Genomic DNA, 5,833 nt, shown 5'->3' with positions numbered 1-5,833 from the left:
CCCTCTGCGAAATGACGTCTGTCCATGCGGTTGAAGCGAAGGCCATCCCGCCAATACTTCCCGAAAATGCGGTAGGGAGAGTCTCCCGAGGTGAGCTGCACGCAGTCCCATTCGTAGAGGTAGTCGGAGGGATAGTGGAACTGGCACAGGGATTTGAGCTTGGGAGATGCGGCAAAGGCGGTGCAGGCGAAGCCGAGGAGGAGAAACTGGACTAACCATCTTAGAGCGAGCGCTCTCATGTCATGCCCCTTACCCCCGCGATAAAGTTGTTAGGGGAACCCGGCGAGTCCGGGACATAGCAGCGCAGAAACAGCATGGCTGGCTTAAAACAGCCGGAACATCTTTCTAATCAAATTGTAGCAGATGGATCAGCCCAAGTAAAAGGAGCGGCTGCCGCCGCTCCCCTCCCGTAGTTTGGGTCTTGCCAGCTCACCGCTTGTATCCGATCTTGCGTAAAAGACTGCGGCGATCCTCCCGGTCAGCATCTTTCTCCACACCCTGCGGGGAAAATCCGTCGACCACTCCGATAATCCCCTTCCCTTGAGCGGTAGAGGCGACCAGCACCTCCAGCGGATTTGCCGTAGCGCAGTAGACCCGGCAGACCTCCTGGCAGTTCTTTATCTGGTTCAGGACGTTGATGGGATAGGCTTCGCGCAGCAGGACGCAGAAGACATGACCGGCACCGATGGACTGCAGCACCTCCACGCACTTCTGCACCAGTTCCTGGTCATTCCCCTCCGTCCGGATCAGGCACGGCCCTGAAGCCTCCGTGAAGGCCACCCCAAAACGTGCCTGCGGCACCGTGGTAGCCATGATTTCATAAAGGTCTTCCGCAGTTTTGATGAAATGCGTCTGCCCCAGAATGATGTTGCATCCCTCCGGGTAATCGATCTTTACCTCCTGCACGTCCAGTCCCATGAGTTCCTCCTTCGCGTTGGATTTACCTTTCAGTTCCGCAAAAACAGCTATGTCTGATTCTGCCGTCGACATTGTCTCCCACCTCAGTCGAACTCCAGCTTGTAATAGAGGTCGGCGCCGCTCTCGGAGCCGCTTTGGGTCTCGATCTGCCAGTGGTGGAGGATGTCGTAGCGGAGCAGGACGAGGCTGCCGCCGGTTACCAGGGAGCGGCCGTAGCTTACGTACAGTTTCGGGGTGATGTACTTGCCGACGGTCATCAATGACTCGGTGGGGGCGGCCTTGGCGGCGGCGCCGGTCGGGGTGACGTTGACCTGCTGATACCCCATCAGGCCGGAGGTGGAGGGGGTGACGGTTTGTATCCCCAGCACGCTCAGGCCAAGCCGCTGCTGGAGTTGGTCCTGCAAGGACTCTGACTGACCGAAGGAGAAGAGTCCACTGGCTGCCATGGCGAGGGTGCTCGCCTGCTCGCTGCCGGTGACGCCGGTGGAGAGGGGATGACCGAGCACCACGTAGGAGAGCACGTCGACGTCGGCCATGGAGGGCTCGGAGTACAGCTTGATCACCGGCGCCCGCAGGTAGCCGGCCACGGTGACGCCGGCCTTCACGTCGCCGACCGTCTTCAGCGCCAGGATGTCGAGGGTGGGCTGGGTCACCGGGGTCTTCGCGTAGTACAGGCGGCCCCGCACGATGTCCAGGTCGACGCCGTAAGCGCGGTATTTCCCCTTGATGACCTTGATCTCGCCGGTGCTGGTGATGTTTTCCAGCCCCTTCAACTCCAGGTCCATCTCGCCGCCAAGCGTGGCATCGATGCCGGAAGCCTTCACCTGCACCTTCCCCTTGTCCCCCAGCGCCACGTGCACCAGCCCGTTTATGGTGAGCGCGTACTTCCTCGTCTCGGGTTTCCCCTGGGCGCCTTCCAGGATGACGTCGCTGCTCGGCGACACCGACGGGCGAACCGGCGGACCGGAAACCAGCAGTTGGGGCACCCTTACCTCGCCCCGCACGGTGACGGTGGTGCCGTCCCCCTGGAAGGTGAGGCGCGGAGAGGTGGCCATCTGCAGTTCCGGAAGGTACAAGGTCTGGAAGTTGTCGCCAGTCAGGTGCCCGCTGTAGCCGGCAAGCTGCCACCCTTTCAGTTGAACGGACAGGTCTCCCTGCAGCCGCCCACCTCCGGAGTTCGCACTGAAGTTGTCGATACGGATCTGGTTGTCGTTGACCCGCGCCTGCAATTGCACGTCGGAGACGGTAATCCCGGCAGCGGGAAGATAGGCACCCGCCTTGGAGAGCTCCAGGGTGCCCTGCACGCGGGGTGAGCGCCAGACGCCGCCCACGTTCAGGTCCATGGCCAGGTCGCCATGGGTCTCCTGCACGATGCCGGGGAGGAAGGTGGTCAGGAAGCCCCGCTCCACTACCCGCCCGTTCAGCGTCCCCCGCACTGCGCCGTTAGGGTCGGGCTCCACCGGCAGACGCGCCGGGATCGGCAGGTCGAAGCGCCCCTGTGCCTGGCCGTAGTCGGCAAGTGCGAGCGAGAGGGTGGCCGCCAGCCGCTCGCCGTGCCAGTCGAAGTTGAGCTCGGCGGAGCGTACGTTCGCCTTCATCTCGCCGGACTGCCCCTGCCAGCTGGCCTTCCCCTGGGAGAAGATCGCCTTGCCGGTCGCTTCCAGCCGCTGGCCCGGCAGCAGCCGCCCCCTCCCCTCTCCCGCCAGTTCCCCTTCCATGTTGAGACCCGCCGGCAGGAACGGCCGCAGCAGAGATGGGTCGATGCCGCCGAATTCGAAACCGAAATCTCCGGTCTCGGGGAGGCGCGGTCCGGCCGGTGAGCTGGAGCTGATGGACGCCCTCAAGATGGCTCCCTTGTCGAGGGAGGCATCCAGCCGCGCCCGGGTCCCCTGCTGATCGGCATCGAGCTGCAGGGTAAAGCTGTTGAGGTCGATGCGCTGTCCCTTGCCGGTATAGCTGCCGGTCGCCGCCGCCCTGGCGTGCAGTTGCAGCACGCCTTGGGCGATCGTTTTGGCGGCAGTGGGGACTCCCCGCCAGTTGAAGTTCACCTCTGCGGTGTTGATGGAGGTATCGAACTGCTCGTCCTGGTTGTGCCACTTCAGGTGCCCGGCAGCGAGTGCTGTGTTCCCGCTCAGCTCGACCCTCCCGCCGGGGTGGAACCGCCCCTTGACCAGTCCCGACAGCTTCCCCTCCGCGTCGAAGTTGGAGGGCGCCAACGGGCGAAGCAGCGCCAGATCGAAGTTCGACATCTGCAGGGCGAACTCTCCCTCCCGCGGGAGCTTGAGCGACAGCGGAGAACCGGAGAGCAACGAGAGGTGGGCCTCCCCTTGCCCCCCTGCCAGCCGCAGGTCGGCGACCGCCTTGAGGCCGTGCTGGTCGCCCTGCAGGTCGGCTACCAGCTGCTGCACGCTCACCCGGTGCCCGTTCTGATCGACTGTTCCGCTTCCCTCCACCCGGCCGCGCGCCACCAGGCGTTCACCCGGCAGCAGCCGCAGGCTGAGGTCACCAGAGCTCACCCCGGCGAGGGTGGTGCCGGTGAGCCAGGCATTGGCGCGAGAGAGGTTGAGGCCGCTCCAGGTGGAGCGGAGCGAGCCGGTCACGGGACGACGGCTGAAATCTCCGGCCAATTCGATCCGCTCGCCGGGCAGGCCGTTGATGGTGAGCGGGGCCACCCGGACACCGGAGGCGCTGGCGGTGAGAGCTGCGGGCGCGGCCAGCACGAAGGGGCCGACGCTGTCCCGGCCAGCGAAACTGGAGAGCTGACCCCGCCAGACACCGGCCTGGTAGCCGCCGTGGAGGACGGCATGGGCCTCGCCACCTTTGGCGGTGAGGTCGGCCTGCAGAAGGTGCTTTTGCACTGTCCCGTCCAGGGCTACCCTCGCGGTCTCCACCTGGTACTGCCCGATCTGCACGCCTCTCGCGTTGGCAGCGACCCCAAGGGGGAAGTTCTTCCCTTCGCCAAGCGAAGCGTCCAATTGGAGCGCGGCAGCACGCACCCCGGCCGCCGCGACGTTCGCCCCCGTCCCGTGCGCACTCCCGGAGAATTGGCCGTCGCGCCAGCGCACCCAGCCGGCGAGGTCGACCTGCCCGGCGGCAGTGGGGAGCAGCCGGGAAAGATCGCTCACCCTGGCCGAGAGATCGAGCCTCCGGTCGAGCTGACCGGAGCCGCGCAGGTCGAAGCCTGTCCCAACCAGCAGGAGACGGTCGACCCGCACGATCTTGCCGGCAAAGGCGCCGTCCAGCACCCCGCTGAGCGGCTGGCCGCGCAGCCTGCTCTCCAGGAGCTTACTGTGCAGGGTCCCACGATAGGCGCCCTCTTTGGGCACCACCACGTCACCGGCGATGTCCAGGTTCAACGCGCCGGGCCAATCACCAGAGAGCCGGGCGGGATTGATGCCGCGTCCCGACAAGGCGCCCTTCACGCGCAGCCCCTCGCTCCAGGCGATGTCGACTGCTCCCGCAATGCGGCCGTCCAGCAGACGCCCGGCGATCTGGGAGAGCCGCGCGCCATTGCTGCCTCCCTTGTAGTGGGCGGCGAGTGCCGCCGTTTCCCACCCCGGTCCGCTGTTGGCAAGGTTGAAGCTGCCCAGGTAATTATCGAGGCTCCCCGAGAAGGAAGCGATGCCGCTGATCCTGGTGGGACGCTTGATTTCTGCCGAAAGGTCGAGCTCCTTGGCCCTGAGCGAGAGGTCGAAGAGTGGCTGCGTCGGGGTGAAGGTCATGCGCACCTCTCCCGAAAGCGAGCCGCGGCGCCCCGGCATGACCAGCAGGAACCTGCGCAGATCGAAGGAGCCTTCCGTCATCCCCAGCTCTCCGGTCAACTCCAGCAGCTGCCGTTTGCCGCTTTTGCCCGCCAGGGCGATCGGCCCCGCCGCCTGTTCCCGGTTTTTCCCCTCCACCAGCCGCGCCTGCAGAGAGAAAAGGTCCATACCCTGCAGCGGCTTGGGCAGTCGAGCGGCGAGATCGACGCGCAATGAGGGATGCCATAATCCCATGCCGATAACGCCGTCGGCCTTCACGTCCGGGGTGAGCAGGCTGAGATCGGAAAGGGAGAGGACGCCATTTTCGAAGTCCAGCTTGGAGACGAAGCGATTGACGATGACCGGCGCCTCCTGCCGCAGCCGGTAGCTCAGCTCCTTCACCTCCAGGTGCCCGACGTGCGCCTGCAGGCGGGCCACCGTGGCGCTCACCCGCGGCCAGGGAAGCTGCAGCGCCTTTTCCGAGGGAGGGGTGTCGTCCTGCACCCGCACCCCGGACAGGGTGAGTTCCGCCACCGACAGGTTCCACTGCAGCAGGCGGCGCGGCTCCCAGTTGAGGAGGAGGTCGTCGATCTGCGCCCGCTCTTTCCCCAGGCTGGCGCGCACCCCCACCAGATGCAACCGGTCCAGCAGGCGGCCGCGCACCTCTTGCACGGTGACCTCCATGCCGGCCGCAGCAGTCAGTTTGGTGAGCGCGAAGCGGGCCCCCTCCGTGGTCTCCAGCAGCCAGTAGACCCCGCCCGCCACGAGCAGCACGACCAGCAGGAAAACCCCGCCTATGTAGATCCGGATCTTTCTCATAGCTGGAAACCCACGCTGAAATGGACCATGTAGAAATTGCTCTGGCCGGTACCGATCCGTTTGGCCAGGTCGAGGTGGAGCCCACCGATCGGCGTGTAGTAGTGAACACCTACCCCGGCGCCCTGGTAGAGGTGGACGTTGGTGAAGCTGTCGAAGGCGTTGCCCGCATCATGGAAGAGGGAGACACCCCATTTCTCAAAGATGGCACGCTCCAGTTCGACGGTCCCGGTGACCAGGTTCCTGCCGCCCACCACCTCGTTACGGTTGTTGCGGGGGCCCAGGCTCTGGTAGTGGTAGCCGCGCACGCTCTCGTCGCCACCGGCGAAGAAGCGGATGGATGGTGGGAAATCGGCCAG

General features: G+C 65.2%; 3 protein-coding genes and 1 pseudogene. All 4 read right to left on the bottom strand.

The window, feature by feature from the left end; genetic code table 11:
- Window positions 1–239: pseudogene (locus VJ604_RS12080) on the bottom strand (hypothetical protein); the annotation flags it as partial.
- A gap of 190 nt (window positions 240–429) precedes the next feature.
- Complete coding sequence (locus VJ604_RS12075; RefSeq protein WP_324082810.1) at window positions 430–918, bottom strand: adenosine-specific kinase; 489 nt, start codon at window positions 916–918, stop codon at window positions 430–432.
- An 83-nt stretch (window positions 919–1,001) separates the two neighbouring features.
- The gene (locus VJ604_RS12070; RefSeq protein ID WP_324082808.1) at window positions 1,002–5,477 is read right to left on the bottom strand and encodes a translocation/assembly module TamB domain-containing protein; all 4,476 of its coding nucleotides are present in this window, start codon (window positions 5,475–5,477) and stop codon (window positions 1,002–1,004) included.
- The coding region (locus VJ604_RS12065) for a BamA/TamA family outer membrane protein (protein WP_324082806.1) at window positions 5,474–5,833 on the bottom strand (360 nt) is incomplete at its 5' end. The genes VJ604_RS12070 and VJ604_RS12065, both read right to left, overlap by 4 nt.

The organism is Geomonas sp. (assembly GCF_035254065.1).
GTDB lineage: Bacteria > Desulfobacterota > Desulfuromonadia > Geobacterales > Geobacteraceae > Geomonas.
The sequence above is the reverse complement of the archived record's forward strand: the minus strand, read 5'-3'. Positions and strand labels throughout refer to the sequence as shown.